This window comes from Colwellia sp. MB3u-4, assembly GCF_014077065.1.
Lineage (GTDB): Bacteria > Pseudomonadota > Gammaproteobacteria > Enterobacterales > Alteromonadaceae > Cognaticolwellia.
In genome coordinates this window covers 1-16,846 of record NZ_JACGVE010000088.1, presented here as the reverse complement: position 1 = coordinate 16,846, position 16,846 = coordinate 1, and the positions used below count along the sequence as shown (strand labels likewise).

At 38.4% G+C, this 16,846-nt stretch carries 13 protein-coding genes and 1 other annotated feature; of the genes, 12 read left to right on the top strand and 1 reads right to left on the bottom strand.

The genetic code is table 11. From position 1 onward, the window contains the following. Positions 1 to 193: 193 nt before the first annotated feature. Entirely contained in the window at positions 194 to 508 is a 315-nt protein-coding gene (locus tag H4J61_RS14330; protein WP_182185647.1) for a hypothetical protein, read from the bottom strand. Positions 509 to 908: 400 nt separating this feature from the next. Further along, positions 909 to 1,040 (top strand) — a sequence feature (His leader region). Between the two features lie 104 nt (positions 1,041 to 1,144). Between H4J61_RS14330 and hisG the strand changes: the two genes are divergently transcribed. The 12 genes from hisG (at position 1,145) to H4J61_RS14270 (ending at position 15,926) form a co-directional block, all read left to right on the top strand. Next, on the top strand, positions 1,145 to 2,044 hold the full coding sequence (gene hisG / locus H4J61_RS14325; protein WP_182137595.1) for an ATP phosphoribosyltransferase: 900 nt from the start codon (positions 1,145 to 1,147) through the stop codon (positions 2,042 to 2,044). A gap of 3 nt (positions 2,045 to 2,047) precedes the next feature. Beyond that, positions 2,048 to 3,454 (top strand): histidinol dehydrogenase, encoded by a 1,407-nt coding sequence (gene hisD / locus H4J61_RS14320; RefSeq protein WP_182185644.1) that lies wholly within the window; start codon positions 2,048 to 2,050, stop codon positions 3,452 to 3,454. Next, on the top strand, positions 3,455 to 4,576 hold the full coding sequence (hisC, locus tag H4J61_RS14315; protein ID WP_220461281.1) for a histidinol-phosphate transaminase: 1,122 nt from the start codon (positions 3,455 to 3,457) through the stop codon (positions 4,574 to 4,576). 1 nt (position 4,577) lies between these two features. Further along, positions 4,578 to 5,648, top strand: a complete 1,071-nt coding sequence (gene hisB / locus H4J61_RS14310; protein WP_182137592.1) for a bifunctional histidinol-phosphatase/imidazoleglycerol-phosphate dehydratase HisB — start codon at positions 4,578 to 4,580, stop codon at positions 5,646 to 5,648. 1 nt (position 5,649) lies between these two features. Then, positions 5,650 to 6,270, top strand: coding sequence for an imidazole glycerol phosphate synthase subunit HisH (hisH, locus tag H4J61_RS14305; RefSeq protein ID WP_182185642.1), 621 nt, complete (start codon positions 5,650 to 5,652; stop codon positions 6,268 to 6,270). A 3-nt stretch (positions 6,271 to 6,273) separates the two neighbouring features. Further along, positions 6,274 to 7,011 (top strand): 1-(5-phosphoribosyl)-5-[(5-phosphoribosylamino)methylideneamino]imidazole-4-carboxamide isomerase, encoded by a 738-nt coding sequence (hisA, locus tag H4J61_RS14300; protein WP_182185640.1) that lies wholly within the window; start codon positions 6,274 to 6,276, stop codon positions 7,009 to 7,011. Further along, positions 6,993 to 7,781 carry an imidazole glycerol phosphate synthase subunit HisF gene (gene hisF / locus H4J61_RS14295; protein WP_182137589.1) on the top strand — a complete coding sequence of 263 codons (789 nt, stop codon included), beginning with the start codon at positions 6,993 to 6,995 and terminating at the stop codon, positions 7,779 to 7,781. Before hisA ends, hisF begins: the two co-directional genes overlap by 19 nt. Next, a complete protein-coding gene (hisIE, locus tag H4J61_RS14290) occupies positions 7,775 to 8,398 on the top strand; it encodes a bifunctional phosphoribosyl-AMP cyclohydrolase/phosphoribosyl-ATP diphosphatase HisIE (protein WP_182185638.1) in 624 nt (207 codons plus the stop codon). The genes hisF and hisIE overlap by 7 nt, the downstream gene beginning before the upstream one ends. Before the next feature lie 904 nt (positions 8,399 to 9,302). Further along, positions 9,303 to 11,648, top strand: coding sequence for an EAL domain-containing protein (locus tag H4J61_RS14285; RefSeq protein ID WP_182185636.1), 2,346 nt, complete (start codon positions 9,303 to 9,305; stop codon positions 11,646 to 11,648). Between the two features lie 96 nt (positions 11,649 to 11,744). Further along, complete coding sequence (locus H4J61_RS14280) at positions 11,745 to 11,912, top strand: hypothetical protein (protein WP_182185634.1); 168 nt, start codon at positions 11,745 to 11,747, stop codon at positions 11,910 to 11,912. A gap of 869 nt (positions 11,913 to 12,781) precedes the next feature. Next, positions 12,782 to 15,106, top strand: coding sequence for an EAL domain-containing protein (locus tag H4J61_RS14275; protein WP_220461280.1), 2,325 nt, complete (start codon positions 12,782 to 12,784; stop codon positions 15,104 to 15,106). Positions 15,107 to 15,434: 328 nt separating this feature from the next. Continuing rightward, positions 15,435 to 15,926 carry a GNAT family N-acetyltransferase gene (locus H4J61_RS14270; protein WP_182185632.1) on the top strand — a complete coding sequence of 164 codons (492 nt, stop codon included), beginning with the start codon at positions 15,435 to 15,437 and terminating at the stop codon, positions 15,924 to 15,926. The last annotated feature ends 920 nt before the right edge of the window (positions 15,927 to 16,846 follow it).

The window sequence follows — 16,846 nt, the reverse complement described above, 5'->3', positions numbered from 1 at the left end:
AAAAATAGCATGAAGCGTAGAATGAAGAGTTGAGTTGAGTTGAGTTGAGTTGAGAATAAAATAAACAGTCAGGTTGAAGTGGTCAAGTAAAATAAGCTCAGCGTATGCCTTAAGTCATGCATGATACTACCCGCTTAATTCGGCTAGCTTAACTCAGTCAGCTTAATTTGGTTTTTATGCCAATAGCTTAATTTTATACAAAAATATCTAGGTGGGGCTTATCATCTTTTTCTGAATGTGTGCACTCACTATCCTCAAAAACATCAATATGTTGACCGGTATTATCTGCTGGCACTGGCGTTGCTTCAACCACCTCTGGCGCTGGCTTGTCAGTACTTTCTTCTTGATCAGACGATTTTTTAAAATATAATGCCGGCTCCTCTAAACCTGCTGTATCGTCAGAAACAGCATGAGTTGCAGCCGCTTTCATCAATGCCTTAACTTTTAAGCTAGCAGGTTTTATAGGCACAGGGACAACACGGGTTAATGCGGTAGTGAAAATGTCCATTGTTATGCCCCCTGATTAAAATAAAACATCTCTGCTTTGTCATAGCTATATAGTCATAGTTATCTAGTCATCATTATATATCGGCAATACTCGCTTAACCTTTACCTTTTTTACGCTACACATTTTAGAACAAAACAATACTAGCTTAGTTCAAAAAATCATATTGAGTTAACATTAAACACTTGCTCTAACTTAAGAATCAACGTATCGTTAAATCTAAATTAAAGTAAGTACTTTAAAAAGTTTTTGTCTTTTTTCAATAGCTTTTATAGAATCATTTAAAGTAACTTAAAAGTAGCGCTTTAATTTAAAAAATAGCCAAATAAATTATTATCTTACAACTATGCTAACTGAAGCAATAATAGAGTAAATACCACATGACTTTAAACTTGATTGCCATTCATCACCATCATCATACAGATTAGCTGCTCAGGTTTATTCGCTGAGGGCTATGAACCTTTCAGCGGTGTAAGATAAATAAAAATTAATTTCTAAACCCCCGAAAGAGTTCATCTCTCGGGGGTTTTCGCATTTTTATGGCTTTGAAATTGTATATACATGCTTTTTTGAACAATGATAAAACACATAAAAAGCGACTAAATAGCACAAAAAATTTAAAAATTAATAGGAAAAATCATGACAACAGAACCACGTTTACGCATTGCAATGCAAAAATCAGGTCGCTTAAGCGACGACACACAAGCGTTATTAAAGCGTTGTGGCCTTAAACTTAATGTCTCTGATCGCCTATTACTTGCTCATGTTTCTAATATGCCCATTGATATCATGCGCGTACGTAGTAGCGATATTCCAGGCTTGGTCATGGACGGCGTTTGCGATTTAGGTATCGTTGGCGACAACACCTTGGAAGAAGCCGCATTAGAGCGTGAGTTAATGGGCCAAAAATCAAAGTATATTCGCACCTTAGGTTTAAACTTTGGCGGCTGCCGTTTGTCAATAGCCATGCCAGAAGGCTTTGATTATAAAGGTATAAAAAGTCTAGATGGCCTTAGGTTTGCCACCACCTATCCACAGTTACTGAATCGTTTTGCCAAAAACAACGGTATCAACGTCGAATTTTGCTTACTAAAAGGCTCTGTTGAAGTCGCGCCTCGTGTTGGCTTGTCTGATGGCATTTGTGACATAGTATCTACAGGTGCAACATTAGAAGCGAATGGCCTAGTTGAAGTGGAAGAAATTTTTCGCTCACACGCGTCATTAATTCAAACCAATAAAGCTTTAATACCAGAGAAACAAGCGATTCTTGACACTTTATTACCTCGTATTCAAGGCGTGATGAAAGCCAAAGAAAGTAAATACATCATGCTGCATGCACCGAAAGACAAAATCGCCCAAGTCAGTGCGCTTATGCCAGGTAAAGAAACACCCACCATATTACCTTTAGCAGGACGTGAAGACATTGTTGCTGTGCACGTTGTCGCGACAGAAACATTTTTTTGGGAAACCATGGAGCAACTTAACGCTTTAGGTTGTAACTCTATTTTAGTAATGCCAATTGAAAAAATGATGGGCTAACGCATGAATACAAACAACCAAAATGCCAGCAGACTAAAAGACCTAATCATCTGGGAAAACTTGTCCAGTGCTGAACGTAATTATGCGCTTGCCCGCCCGGCCATTGCAGAAAGCGGTTTGTTATCACAACAAGTAGAAAATATTCTCACCAATGTAAGAAAAAATGGTGATAAAGCCTTATTCGATTTTACCGAAAAATTTGATGGCGTCTTACTGGACACTTTAAAAGTGACAGCAGAGCAAATTGCTGCAGCAAAAACCAGATTAACGCCTAAACGATTAAAAGCCATTGAAACAGCTTATGGGCAAATTAAACGTTTTCACCAAGCACAAATCAGTGCTGACATTCGTGTTGAAACTACGCCTGGTGTGGTATGTACCTTAAAAACTGAAGCTATTGCTAGTGTGGGTTTGTATATTCCAGCTGGTAGCGCACCATTACCATCAACGGTATTAATGTTAGGTGTACCCGCACAATTAGCACAATGTCCACGCAAAGTCCTCGTTTGCCCGCCCAATAAAGAGGGTCAATTAGCTGACGAAATTCTAGTGGCGGCTTCATTATGCGATATTGAAGAAATATATAGTGTCGGTGGCGCACAAGCTTGTGCAGCATTAGCTTTTGGTACGCAAACAATTAAAGCGGTGAACAAAATTTTTGGTCCGGGCAATAAATATGTTACCGAAGCCAAAAAGCAACTATCACAGCAAGTCAATGGCTTTGCTATTGATATGCCAGCAGGACCATCAGAAGTGCTAGTCATAGCAGACGCTAATGCTAATGCAGGATTTGTCGCCGCTGATTTATTATCGCAAGCCGAACACGGTCCCGATAGCCAAGTTATTTTGTTATCAGATAGTATGGCACTCATCAATGCCGTTCAGTTAGCCTTAGCAGAGCAACTCACCCTGTTATCACGAGCAGAAATAGCGCGCCAAGCCTTACAGCAAAGTCGATTGACACTAACTAAGGATTTAGCGCAAGCCGTTGAAATATCAAATGAATATGGGCCTGAACACTTAATTATTCAAACCGACAATGCTCAGCAGTTATTAACTGAGCTACGTAATGCCGGTTCAATTTTTGTTGGCGCGTATACGCCAGAATCGGCGGGTGATTATGCTAGCGGTACCAATCATGTACTACCCACTTATGGTTATTCAAAAGTGATCAGTAGTTTATCATTGGCTGACTTTTCAAGACGCTTTACTGTGCAAGAAATTACGCGTCAAGGCTTAAGTAGTTTGGCGGAATGTATTTGCGAACTCACCGATGCTGAAGGACTAGACGGTCATAAACGTGCCGTTACTATTCGCTTAGAAGCGCCGTTAGAGCCGACAGGTAACAAGACAAAAGCTGATTTTGATCGACAGAGCAACAACAGCGCTAACCAGAGTACGGAGGCATAAATGAGCATTGCAAACAAACTTGCCCGCAAAGAACTCATAGATATGGTGCCTTACCAGTCTGCGCGCAGACTTTATGCTAGCAGTGGTGCAATGCAAGGCAAAATTTGGCTCAACGCTAACGAAGCTTCAGGTCCCGGTATATACCAAGTCAGCAGCGACAGCATCAATCGCTATCCTGACTTTCAGCCAGAAAACCTGATCAATGCTTATAGTGCTTATAGTGCTATAGCCGCAGAAAACATGTTAGCCACTCGCGGCGCAGATGAAGGCATAGAGCTGATCATCAGAACCTTTTGCCAAGCATATCAAGACAGCATTGTTATTTGTCCACCCACTTATGGCATGTATGCTATTAGCGCTGAAAATCATGGTGCCGGTATTATTAAAGTGCCATTAACCACAGAGTTGTCGTTAGATTTAGCCGGGTTAAAAGCACAAGTTGGTCAAGCCAAAGTGGTATTTTTGTGCTCGCCAGGTAACCCAACGGGTAATTTACTGGCACAGCAAGATATTAAAACTGTGCTTGAACTCTTTGCCGACTCAGCCATTGTTGTGGTTGATGAAGCCTATATCGAGTTTAGCCCTGAACAATCTGTATCTAGCTGGCTTAAGACATATCCACATTTAGTTATTTTAAGAACGCTGTCAAAAGCCTTTGCTTTAGCCGGTTTACGTTGCGGATTTACCCTAGCTAATCAAGACATTATTTCGATGATCAGTAAAGTTATAGCGCCTTACCCTATTTCAGCGCCCGTTGCCGATATTGCTAGTGCCGCTTTAGCGCCATCTGGCCTAGAACAAGTAAGTATTCGCGTACAAGAAACTGAAATTTTACGTGAACAATTAACCACCTGGCTAACCCAGCAAAGTTGGTGCAGCCAAGTATTTAAAAGTGATGCAAATTTTGTTTTGTTTCGTTGTCAAAATGAAGCAGTAAAAAACTTTATTTTTAATGGTTTGGTAGAGCAAGGTATTTTAATCCGTGATCAATCAAAACAGCAAAATTTAGCCAACTGTTTACGCATCAGTATTGGTAGTGAACGCGAACTTGACCTATTACAACAAACTATCATCAATAGTTTTATCACAACAACAGCCCAAACGGTGGCAAAAGAGAATTAATATGAGCCAACAAAATATTTTATTTATCGACCGAGACGGTACTTTAATTGAAGAGCCGATTAGCGATAAGCAAGTCGATAGTTTAGCCAAGTTAGTTTTTGAACCTAACGTGATCCCGGTGTTAATTGCCTTGCAGAAAAAAGGCTTTCGCTTAGTCATGGTGTCAAACCAAGACGGCTTAGGTACCACAAGCTATCCACAAAGTGACTTTGACTTGCCACATAACAAAATGATGGCCATGTTTGCCTCGCAAGGAATTAACTTTGACGACGTACTACTTTGCCCACATTTTGAAGCAGACAATTGTAGCTGCCGTAAACCTAAATTAGGCTTAGTCAGTGACTATTTACAGCAAGGTAAAGTTAACTTTGCCAACTCTTATGTTATTGGCGACCGAGACACTGATATCGCGCTTGCGGCCAACATGGGTATTAAAGCGCTTAAATATAACCGTCAATCGCTTAATTGGAACGACATTGCTGAGCAACTACTGACGAGCTCAAGAGTAGCGAAAGTGGTTAGAACAACAAAAGAAACCAATATCAATGTCGCCATTAACCTTGATAAAATCGGTGATATTAAGATCAAAACCGGTTTAGGATTTTTTGATCATATGCTTGAACAAATTGCTGCACATGGCGGTTTTAGTATGCAAGTTAGTGTTGATGGTGACTATCACATTGACGAACACCACAGTGTTGAAGACACCGCTTTAGCCTTAGGCCAAGCGCTTAAGCAAGCCTTGGGTGACAAACGCGGTATTGGTCGCTTTGGTTTTGTTTTACCTATGGACGAATGTCGTGCTGAGTGCTCGATTGATCTTTCTGGTCGCCCTTGGTTAGAATTTGACGCCAAATTTACAGATAATATGGTCGGACAAATGTCGACCCAAATGGTGCCACATTTCTTTCGTTCATTAGCTGACTCAATGGCAATCACACTGCACCTTTCAACAACTGAAGGCAATTGTCATCACCAAGTTGAAAGCTTATTTAAAGTATTTGGTCGTGCTTTGCGTCAAGCCATAGCGGTTGACGGTGATGATCTACCCAGCACAAAGGGATGTTTATAGCATGAGCGAAAACCCGCAAGCTAACTTTGTTATTGTTGACACCGGTTGTGCAAACCTGGCATCGGTAAAGTTTGCCGTCGAACGTTTAGGTTTTGCTATTACTATTTCTGATGACATCAAGGTCATTAAAAGTGCTGACAAAGTTATTTTACCTGGTGTGGGCAGTGCTCGCCACGCCATGGAAAATATCAGGGCAAAAGGTTTAGTGGCTACACTACAACAGCTTACCCAGCCGGTATTAGGTTTTTGTTTGGGCATGCAATTAATGGCGCGTACTTCTGCTGAAGGTGTAGGTAAAGATGAAGTGGTTGAATGTTTAGGCTTGATCCCTACCGATATTCGCCCGCTTGAGGCTAAAACCTTACGTTTGCCACATATGGGCTGGAATACCCTAACTCAGGTTAGCGACCATGCCATATTTGCCGGCATCAAGGTTGATGACTATTTCTACTTTGTGCATAGCTTTGCGGCGCCCATTTCTGAATATACTGTTGCCCGTTGCCACTATGGTAGTGAATTTTCTGCTGCCATTGCCAAAGACAACTTTATCGGTTGCCAATTTCATCCTGAACGCTCTAGTGCGCTTGGTAGTAAAATAATTAAGAATTTCTTGGAGATGTAAGCGATGATGATCCCAGCAATCGATTTAATTGACGGCGAAGTCGTGCGATTATTTCAAGGTGATTACCAACAAAAAACCAACTATCAATACACCGCAAAAGAACGACAAAATGCTTATGCTAAAGCGGGTGCAACTGTCATGCACTTTGTTGACTTAGACGGTGCAAAAGACAGCAATAAACGCCAATTAACCCTACTAGCAACCTTAGTAAAACACGACAGCATGATCATTCAAGTGGGTGGCGGCGTGCGTTGTAAAGAAGACGTGCAACAGCTACTTAACCTAGGCGCTGACCGTATTGTTATTGGCTCACTCGCCATCAAAGAGCCGGCATTAGTGCAAGCATGGCTAACCGAATTTGGTGGTGAACGTATTGTGCTAGCACTCGATGTAAAAATTGATGCTATGGGTAATAAAACCCTACCCACACACGGTTGGATAAAAGACAGTGGCGTTAATTTAGAAGCCTTATTAGATGACTACATTGCTGCCGGTTTAATTCATGTCTTGTGTACCGACATCAGTAAAGACGGCACATTAACCGGAAGTAATGTTGCCTTGTATCAAGAACTTTGTCAGCAATATCCCAGCATAAAATGGCAAGCGTCTGGCGGCATTGGCTCATTAGATGACATAACAGCCCTAATACCCACGGGTGTTGATGGCGTAATACTCGGTCGCTCACTGCTTGAAGGTAAGTTTACGTTAGAGGAGGCAATCGCATGCTGGCCAAACGTATAATTCCTTGTCTTGATGTTCGCGATGGTAAAGTAGTAAAAGGTGTACAGTTTCGTAACCATGAAATTATTGGCGACATAGTACCGCTCGCGCAAAAATATGCACAAGCCGGTGCCGACGAACTGGTTTTCTATGATATTACCGCCAGCTCAGATGACCGTGTAGTAGACAAAAGCTGGGTTAGTCGTATTGCTCAAGTTATCGACATTCCCTTTTGTGTTGCCGGTGGTATAAAAACCGAAGAAGATGCAAAGCAGATTTTAATGATGGGTGCGGATAAAATATCCATTAATTCACCGGCGTTAAGAGACCCAAGCTTAATATCGCGTTTAGCCGATATTTTTGGTCAGCAATGTATTGTGGTTGGCGTTGATAGTTTTTTCAATCAAGACGCTAATAATGGTGCGGGTGAATACCAAGTTTACCAATTTACCGGCGATGAAACCCGGACACAAAAAACTAAATGGCGCACCCTAGATTGGATCCAAGAAGTACAAAGATTAGGCGCAGGTGAAATTGTACTCAATTGTATGAATCAAGACGGTGTTCGCCAAGGCTATGATATTAAGCAACTTAGCCAAGTGCGTAAACTGTGCAATGTGCCGTTAATCGCTTCAGGTGGTGCTGGTGAAATATCACATTTTGTTGATGTTTTTCAGCAAGCTGATGTTGACGGCGCGCTCGCTGCTAGTGTTTTCCACAAAGCTATTATAGCGATGGATGAATTAAAGCAAACCCTTAAAAATGAAAAAGTTGAGATCAGATTATGCTAATTACACAAGACAATGTTAGCCAATTGGCATGGGATAAAATGGCGGGCATGATCCCAGCCATTATTCAGCATCAAGATACCGGTGCCGTTTTAATGCAAGGCTACATGAACCTTGAGGCTTTAGAGCAAACCTTAAACTCTGGCTTAGCGACATTTTATAGCCGCGCTAAACAAGCACTTTGGTGCAAAGGCGAAACCAGTGGTAACTATTTAAAGGTTAGCCAAGTAGTGACAGATTGCGATCAAGACAGCTTACTTATCGCTTGTCGGCCGCAAGGTCCTACTTGTCATTTAGGCACAGAGTCTTGCTTTCCTGAACAAGCCATTAGCCAGCAAAACTTTCTCAGTCAACTTGAGCAAGTGATTGCCAGTCGTAAAAATGACGCGCCAGAAGATAGTTACACAGCACATTTATTTTCCCGCGGCACCACTAAAATAGCGCAAAAGGTGGGCGAGGAAGGTGTCGAAGTGGCGTTAGCTGCCGTTGCTGAAACCAAAGAAGATTTATTAGGTGAATGTGCCGACTTGTTTTATCACACCTTAGTGCTGCTTCAAGATCAAAATATTGACCTAAGTGAAGTCATGGCAGTATTGCAATCTAGGCATCAAAAAAAGTAAATGACAGCTTATAGCATGCTATAACAATGGTTTACTGATATTTCTGCTCTTGATGATCATAAGAAATCAAGGCAAGCGTTAAATAGCCCAATAGTTGATTATTGGGCTTGAGAACAATACTGCTGCCTTGAGGTTTTTTTACCTGTAAAAGTGGGCAATAATTTTGTCAGATTGATATTCAGTCAGGTGAGTTCGTTATAAGTAATGAGAAAAATGCCGCTAAAATTTCAAGTCTGCTATGTCAATATCTGCCACTGACCAAAAGCTCATATCACACTAACATTACTTTAGCGCTTGATGATTGAATCAAGTACTTACTGACTATAGTAGCGCCTAAAAACCATCCAAAAAAAGTCTTAGAATAATGAATACCCAGAACTCAACAGCGGTTCAAACACTACAAACAAGAAATAATTGATTATTTAAATCAAAAGCGCTTGGGCGAAATTCTTTGAAAAACGATCATAATAAACATCGATTAATTGCAAACTCTTCGATTTTAACTCGTCATGTCTGGTTAACATCGTCGCCGTGTTTAATATTCAAATTTGCTGTTGTAAATAAAGCATAAAAAACGAAAACCCTACATTCGATAAACACTTTAATAACATTAATTTAGCGCTTAATTACCACAAAAATAACACTAAATAAACACTTGAATACTTTATATAATTCAAATAAAAACAATAACTTTCATTAAATAAAGGTAAAAAATCACTAGAAAATACACCTTAAGGTTATCTTAAGTATTTTGGTGAATAATATATGTCAATTAACCAACTTACCGGTTAGTCTACTACGCATATCTAAACTTTTCGTGCTATTTTAATCACTTAACTTTTTCTGCTATTCAGTCACTTAAAGTCGAATCTTCATTCATTTATAATATGGTTTGGTCATAAAAATGTTGCAACGCACATTAAAAGAAAAAATATTACTCGCCATAACCAGCATCACTGGCTTGGCTGTTTTTCCACTCCTTATTGCTAGTATTAATGACGGCAAGCTAGCACACATAATTGTCGACTTTTTAGCAGTTTCTGTAATGGTTGGCACATTTTTGGGTGTTTGGTACACAAGGAATGTTGAATTATATAGCAAAGTAGTCACCATATTTATTTTCATTATTACAATGATAGCCTTGTATATAAAAGGGATCAGTATTATTTACTGGTTATATCCCGCCATTATTTTTTCTTTTTATTTGATGACGCCCTTACTTGCTTTGATACTTAGCCTTACCCTCGTCATAGTATCTTGTTCATTAACCTATAACCAATTCGATAGTTTCACCTTCACTCGAGTTGTGATAACACTAATTATTACTCTTATTTGTGCTTTTGTATTTTCTAAATATATAGAAAAAGAAAATAAGAAGTTCATGGAAAATGAAAAATTTAACCTCTTACGTAATAAAATTTTAGAGCTTATTGCATGTTCAGCCAAGCAATCTGACGTATTGCACGCGATTGTTGATGCCGTCGAAAATGAAAACCCTGACGCTATGTGCAGTATATTATTGCTTGATAAAACAGAAAAAAAGCTTACGTTAGGGGCCGCATCAAGTTTGCCAGATTTTTACAATCAGGCCATCGAAGGTCTAGAGATAGCTCAAGGGGCCGGCTCGTGCGGTACCTCTGCCTATATCGGTAAAAGAGTTACCGTAATAGATATCGCTACTCATCCTTATTGGGTGCAATGGTCAACGTTAGCAAAAAAAGCAAATCTATCCAGCTGTTGGTCAGAGCCTATTATCGACAACAGTGGCAAAGTGATAGGTACATTTGCCATATATTTTAAAAAAGTAACCTCTCCAACAAAAAAAGATTTTAGATTAATCGAACAATTTGTCAGCTTGTCTCGCATTGCAATCGAACGCGAAAAGGCAGATCAACTGATTTGGCATCAAGCCAATTTTGACCATTTAACACAATTACCCAATCGCAGCTTAGTGAACGAATATATAGGCAATATACTTAAAAAGGCAAAACGTGAAAACACCCAATTTACTATTGCCATGCTCGACATTGATAACTTTAAAGATGTAAACGACTCTTTAGGCCATAGTGCGGGTGATGCTTTGCTAGTAGAAACCGCAAAACGCATTAAAGACACTCTCAGAGAAAGCGATATTATCGCTAGGATAGGGGGTGATGAATTTATCATTATTTTAACCAATACTAATGGTGTGCAAAACATAGAGATTCTTGGCAAGAGAATATCAACCGCTTTGGCTAAGCCATATCTTTTTGAAGAAAAAGAAATATATTGTACGGCCAGTATTGGTGTGGCAATTTACCCGAATGATGCCGACAACATTAACCAATTACTGAAAAATGCTGATCAGGCTATGTATGGCGCCAAAGCAAAAGGTCGTAATACCCTACAATACTTTACTGAAAATATGCGTACAGACTTTCTCAAACGTATGCAGTTAATTCAAGACCTGCGCATCGCGGTAAAAGAACAGCAATTTTTTCTAGTTTATCAACCGATTGTAAATTTACAAAACAATAACACTTATAAAGCCGAAGCATTAATTCGTTGGCAGCACCCTGAAAAAGGCCTTGTTTCACCGTTAGATTTTATTCCGATTGCCGAAGAAACTGGCTTGATTATTGAAATAAGCGAGTGGGTATTCCAACAGGTTTTACAGGACCTAAAGTTATGGCGAGGGGCATATTGCGAAAATTTACAAATCAGTATTAATACCTCCCCTGTTCAGTATAAAAATCACGGCAAACAAATTTTAAACTGGGTTGAGCAATTAAAGCAACACAACATTCCGACCCATGCCTTGACCATTGAAATCACTGAAAGCCTACTAATGGAAACTCATGTCCAGGTGGACAATATTATTGCTGATATTAGGCAACAAGGTGTGGTGGTTGCCATCGATGACTTTGGCACCGGTTACTGCTCATTTTCATATCTTAAAAACTTCTCAATTGATTACATAAAAATTGATCAAAGTTTTGTCAAAGGCATGTCATCAGATAACAATGATATGGCACTATGCGAAGCCATCATTGTTATGGCGGATAAGCTTAATATAGAAGTGATTGCTGAAGGGATTGAAACCGCGCAACAACGACAGTTGTTAGCTACAGCAGGCTGTACTTTTGGCCAAGGATATTTATTAGCAAAACCTCTACTGAAAAAAGATTTTGAACAATTTTTAATTAACGGTCATAACGAAAAAAGTGAATTTGAAAAAAATGAAAAGCAAAGGCTTAAACTGGAAAAATAAACTTTCTCACAACTAAATAGCGATGAGCTATACGATTTCCTAATATTTCGAATTGATGTGTTTGTTGTTGAGCAAAGCTGTTTTATGCAGATTTAGATGAGCATGACTGCCATCGCCAAGCCTTACATTAATTTTGCTATCTTACGTATTTTACCTAAAGGCTTAAATTACCAAAACTACATTAGCATTGCCCGTGTGGTCGTTTTCGCCTTCTACTCGTGGCTTTGGACTTGGCCACAAACTAGTGAACATTGCCTTAGCTGATTGCTTAAAAAATCTTTCCAGAAAATACCATAAAAATTTCAGCACAAGAGCACTTAGAGAAACTTTACAATCATCATGGTTTGTTTCATGTTAGCGATATCTATTTAGAAGATGATATGCCACATGTTGAGTATGCTAAAACAGATTAAAGCATATAGCAGCGAATAGAGTAGCTAGGTTTCAAAGTAAAACTAGAGTCACATTAGGCCATAACAAATTTCAAATATCACTCCATAAAAGTTACGGCACACAATGATGGTCTGGATTTTAAAAGCCTAGGGAGCAAAAAACCTTCAAAAAATTAATATAGTGCTTCAAAAATTAGCACTAGATTTTACTTGCACTAAATTTTACTTGCACTAGGTTAATGCTAAATATTTACCACTAGCTTTTAGCCATATCATTAATTTTCTGTTCATTGCTACTGGTTAAAAAGCTTCTACGACATTATTTATTTAATATTTAGCACCACTAGTTATTAAAATAAATGCCTTGTATTTGGCTATTTTTTTTGACCAAAATCCTGTAATAATTTCTTCTATATTAAATATCTAAAACTAAAGATTAATCAGTATAAACAGCTATCTTTTGATTATATTGTCTAAAATAACTCTCAAAAATATGGCAAAAATACAGCCAAGATATAGCCAGCGTTTAACAGTACCTACCGACCAATGTAAATAAAAAGCAATTAAAATGTTATTTATATGCTCTTGTTTTACTTATATTTTACTTGTGCTTTACTTGTGTTTTTTTCATTACAAACCAGTAAATTTTCCGTTATATTAGGCTATAAGTAAAAGGATTGCTCAATAGCATTTCAAGCAATAATATTGAACTATAAAAAATTAAAGGAGTATGATTTTAAAATGAAAAGTCACTCAATAGATGATAAAATTTTATTAACCGTAACGGCTACGGCAATATTAGCCTTACTTCCAGCCCTGATTTCAAGCATTCGCACACACGACAATCTAGGAATTATTATTAACCTTATTGTGATATTGGGCATAGGCAGCATTTTTTCTGGCGTTTGGTATACTAGTAAAACTAAATTTTTTAGTGGCTTACTTGTTTTTTTTCTTCACATCACAGTCTTAACCGCTATTTACATTCAAGGTGAGAGCTTGATTTTTTGGCTATTTCCAATAATAATATCCAGCTTTTACTTACTTCCCACAGTCACCGCCAACCTGTTGAATGCCTTATTGATAATCATTGCATTATTTATTACCTATCAACAATTTGACAGTTTTACTTTACCTCGCGTTATTGGCGCCTTAATTTTAACAAATATCTTTTCATTAGCCTTCTCGATGTTCATGGAAAGTAAAAACCGTCAATTATCAGCAAAAGATAAAGTAAGCCAATTACGTAATAGCACTCTCGAATTAATTGCCAGCTCAAGTAAATTATCTACTATATTGCACTCCGTCATACATAACGTTGAACACGCATATCCTGAAGCGATCTGTAGTATTCTATTACTCGACAAATCAGGAAAAAACTTAGTGTTAGGTGCTGCTCCTAGTCTGCCTGATTTTTATAACGAAGCTATAGAAGGTGTAACTATTGGCTATGGCATGGGATCGTGCGGCACAGCAGTGTTCACAAAAAAAAGAGTTATTGTCAGCGATATTTCAACTCATCCTTATTGGGCTAATTGGGCCGAGTTAGCTAAAAAAGCTCAATTAGGCGCTTGTTGGTCAGAGCCTATTATTAATGATAAAGGCGAAGCATTAGGGGTTTTTGCTATTTATCATCGTGAAATATCAACACCAAAAGATATCGATTTCTCCTTAATTGAACAAGTGTCTAATCTTGTTTGTATTGCCATTGAACGAGATAAAGTCGATAGCATCATATGGCAGCAAGCCAATTTTGATAATTTAACACAATTACCAAACCGTAACTTATTACTAGAACACCTAGCTGCGGCGCTCGACAACGCGAAACGTGAGAGAAAACAACTCGCTATTGCTATGCTAGACATTGATAACTTTAAAGATGTTAATGACTCTTTAGGTCATAGTGCTGGCGATAGTTTGCTTATCGAAAGTGCTAAACGCATAAAAAGTTGTCTTAGAAAGAACGATATTGTTGCCCGTTTAGGCGGGGATGAGTTTATTGTCGTACTTGTAGGTACAGCCACAGCAATCGATGTTGATAAGGTTGGACAAAAATTGTTAAGCACCCTTTCCCAGCCCTATATAATTGATGGACAGAGTATTCATTGTACCGCCAGTATCGGTGTTGCCCTTTATCCTGATGATGCAATGAGCATTGATGCTTTATTAACAAATGCCGACCAAGCCATGTATAGTGCTAAGACGCGTGGGCGCAATAACATTAACTACTTTACCGAAAACATGCGTACCGAACTCCTTAAGCGCATGGAAATTATTCAAGACTTACGTATCGCCATTACACAGCAACAATTTCACATGGTTTATCAACCTATTGTTAACTTAGAAAATCATAACATAGCTAAAGCTGAAGCACTTATTCGCTGGCAGCACCCTGAAAAAGGCTTAATTCCGCCAGCAGACTTTATCCCTATTGCAGAGGAAGCAGGACTCATTACAGAGATTAGTGAGTGGATATTTAATCAAGTATCACGGCAGGTTAAACATTGGAGACTAACATATTGTCAAGATCTGATGATCAGTATCAATACCTCGCCGGTACAATATAGAAATCAAGGCAAGCAAATTATTGCATGGACTGAGTCTCTTAAAGCGCAAAATATTTCGCCTCAAGCCATTGCGTTTGAAATTACTGAGAATTTATTAATGGAAAATCAAACAGCAGTCGTCAACGTACTTGATAAAGTTCGTCAACAAGGTATCGCTGTTTCTATTGATGATTTTGGTACTGGCTATTGCTCATTTTCTTATCTTAAAAACTATGCCATTGATTACTTAAAAATTGATAAGAGCTTTGTACAAAATATGTCTGCTAATAATAAAGATGCGGCGTTATGTGAAGCCATCATAGTAATGGCAAGCAAGCTCAATATTGACGTTATTGCTGAAGGAATAGAAACAGAGCAACAACAAAAGTTTCTAGCTGAAGCCGGTTGTCTTTTTGGCCAAGGTTACTTATTATCAAGGCCACTGACAAAGGATAATTTTGAACAATTACTGATCAAGCAGAATAGTAAAATTTCACCTGAGAGTAAGCTAACTACCTAGTGATTTGCTGAAAATCTGCTAAAAGTAAACTGTCTTAGTTGAGGTTTGATTATTTACGACTTAGCGGCAAATAATAAAACCTCAATGACTCATAAAATAGTTTATCAAGTGACGAATCACTATGAGCAATTCCTCATAGTAGTTCGTCAGAAGTGGCTCGTAAGAAATGCGTCGTGAGAATATCAATTGACCACTAATAACTAATAAAAAATAAAAAATCGTCATGAAGCAATTTACCTTATCCGCAAGTATATAACGAAATGCGTCACAAACAAGACTTAGTACAGGCTGTACATCACCTAAACCTCATGAAAAAGTATGATGAAATATGAAAAATTTGCTAAAAAAATCGCTTATACCTGTAGAAATAATCTGGGAAAACAAAACCTTTTCACAGTTAAACACCGATGAACTCTACGATTTATTAAAATTACGAATTGATGTGTTTGTTGTTGAGCAAAGCTGTTTTTATCCTGACTTAGACGATCACGATCGCCACCCACAAACCCAACATCTATTTTGCTATCAAGACGGTGTTATGACCGCATATTTACGTATTTTACCCAAAGGCTTAACCTATCCAGATAACATTAGTATTGGTCGTGTCGTTACTGCCTCATGTGCCCGTGGTATCGGGCTTGGTCACGAACTAATGCGAGTCGGTTTAGTTGAATGCCTAAAGTTTTTCCCAAATGACACCGTAAAAATATCAGCTCAAGAACATTTAGAGAAATACTATAATCAGCACGGTTTTGAACGTGTCAGTGAAATGTACTTAGAGGATGATATCCCCCATATTGGTATGCTAAAAACCCATTAATGTATGTAATAAAAGTAGAATTAACGCTTTAGCAAGGGTTTAAGCACTAGGTAGATTTTATCAGCTATATCACCGTTCTTTCTCACCAACCTGCCTAAGGGTACAATGTAGCCTGGGGAAATTGTTTTGTAATTTTTTTGTAGGTCGGACTTTAGTCCGTCAACGCTAAGCGAGCTGTTAATTAGATAAGCAATAAACATCTGCAGCAAGTTTTACTTTTGTCGATACTGATAGAAAAAAGTTAAATTTCATTTAACCTGATGGACTGAAGTCCACCCTACATAAAGCCTACGGGTGATAATCTAGCGCTGGATAATTGTTTTGTGATTTTTTGTAGGTCGGACTTTAGTCCGTCAACTCTAAGCGAACTATTAATTAGATAAGCAATAAACATCTGCAGCAAGTTTTACTTTTGTCGATATTGATAGAAAAAAGTTAAATTTCATTTAACCTGATGGGCTAAAGTCCAACCTACATAAAGCCTACGGGTGACAATCTAGCGCTGGATAATTATTTTGTTGTTTTTTTTGATTTTTTTGATTTTTTTGTAGGTCGGACTTTAGTCCGTCAACGCTAAGCGAACTGTTAATTAGAGAAGCAATAAACATCTGCAGCAGGTTTTATTTTTGTCGGTCTTGATAGCAAAAAAGTTAAATTTCATTTAACCTGATGGACTAAAGTCCACCCTACATAAAGCCTAAGGGTGACAATCTAGCGCTGGATAATTATTTTGTGTTTTTTGTGTTTTTGTTTTTTTGTAGGTCGGACTTTAGTCCGTCAACGCTAAGCGAGCTGTTATACCATTTTGATTAAATTTGTGATCTAATTGGTTTCATTTTTCATACATTGATATCAGTCGTTATGATCACACTTGAATCCATTGATTTTAAATCTCTTATAGCAAAAGAAACTAATGGGCG

Coding starts and splice junctions, on each gene's coding strand:
- hisD (WP_182185644.1), top strand. CDS start 2,048: ATGAATACAAACAACCAAAATGCCAGCAGACTAAAAGACCTAATCATC.
- hisB (WP_182137592.1), top strand. CDS start 4,578: ATGAGCCAACAAAATATTTTATTTATCGACCGAGACGGTACTTTAATT.
- hisA (WP_182185640.1), top strand. CDS start 6,274: ATGATGATCCCAGCAATCGATTTAATTGACGGCGAAGTCGTGCGATTA.
- hisC (WP_220461281.1), top strand. CDS start 3,455: ATGAGCATTGCAAACAAACTTGCCCGCAAAGAACTCATAGATATGGTG.
- hisG (WP_182137595.1), top strand. CDS start 1,145: ATGACAACAGAACCACGTTTACGCATTGCAATGCAAAAATCAGGTCGC.
- H4J61_RS14270 (WP_182185632.1), top strand. CDS start 15,435: ATGAAAAATTTGCTAAAAAAATCGCTTATACCTGTAGAAATAATCTGG.
- H4J61_RS14330 (WP_182185647.1), bottom strand. CDS start 508: ATGGACATTTTCACTACCGCATTAACCCGTGTTGTCCCTGTGCCTATA.
- H4J61_RS14285 (WP_182185636.1), top strand. CDS start 9,303: ATGTTGCAACGCACATTAAAAGAAAAAATATTACTCGCCATAACCAGC.
- hisF (WP_182137589.1), top strand. CDS start 6,993: ATGCTGGCCAAACGTATAATTCCTTGTCTTGATGTTCGCGATGGTAAA.
- hisIE (WP_182185638.1), top strand. CDS start 7,775: ATGCTAATTACACAAGACAATGTTAGCCAATTGGCATGGGATAAAATG.
- H4J61_RS14275 (WP_220461280.1), top strand. CDS start 12,782: ATGAAAAGTCACTCAATAGATGATAAAATTTTATTAACCGTAACGGCT.
- H4J61_RS14280 (WP_182185634.1), top strand. CDS start 11,745: ATGAGCATGACTGCCATCGCCAAGCCTTACATTAATTTTGCTATCTTA.
- hisH (WP_182185642.1), top strand. CDS start 5,650: ATGAGCGAAAACCCGCAAGCTAACTTTGTTATTGTTGACACCGGTTGT.